Below are 556 nucleotides of genomic sequence, written 5' to 3' on the forward strand. Positions count from 1 at the left end.
CCGACGGCATATAGCGCAATACCATAAACGGCTGCATCGGCAAACATATCTAGAGAATCAGCAATCAATCCTGTAGAAGCAGCAATAATACCGCTGATGAATTCTATAAAGAACAGTAGAGCATTAATGCCTAATAACAGTTTAAGTACTTTAGCTTGTCTCACAGGATCAGGTTCATTGGGTAGATCACCTGAAGAAAGCTGTGTTTCATCAAGTTTCGCCCCAAAACCCAGTCCTTCAAGTTTGGCCGTAATTTGCTGAATCCCTTCATTATGGAAGACTTTCAGTTTTCGATTGGGAAGATCAAAAGTAAGACCTTTAACTGCTTCAAGATCTGCAAGAGCCATACGGACCATTTGCTCTTCAGCAGAGCAATCCATTTTAGGAATGGTGTAGGTACTTGTTTGCTTGGCCTGTTGATTGCTTATATAAATTTCAGTCTTCACAAGCTTTGCCCCAAAACCCAGTCCTTCAAGTTTGGTGGTTATATTTTCATCTTTTTGATTATGTAGAACCTTTAAAGAACGGTTAGGTAAATCAAAGATGAGTTTTTGAA

1 pseudogene is annotated in these 556 nt (G+C 39.4%); it reads right to left on the reverse strand.

The annotated features are described in order from the left end of the window. Nucleotides 1–556, reverse strand: a pseudogene (locus ACNPNW_RS05470) (cation transporter); the annotation flags it as partial.

The sequence above is a fragment of the Acinetobacter endophylla genome, from assembly GCF_053543775.1.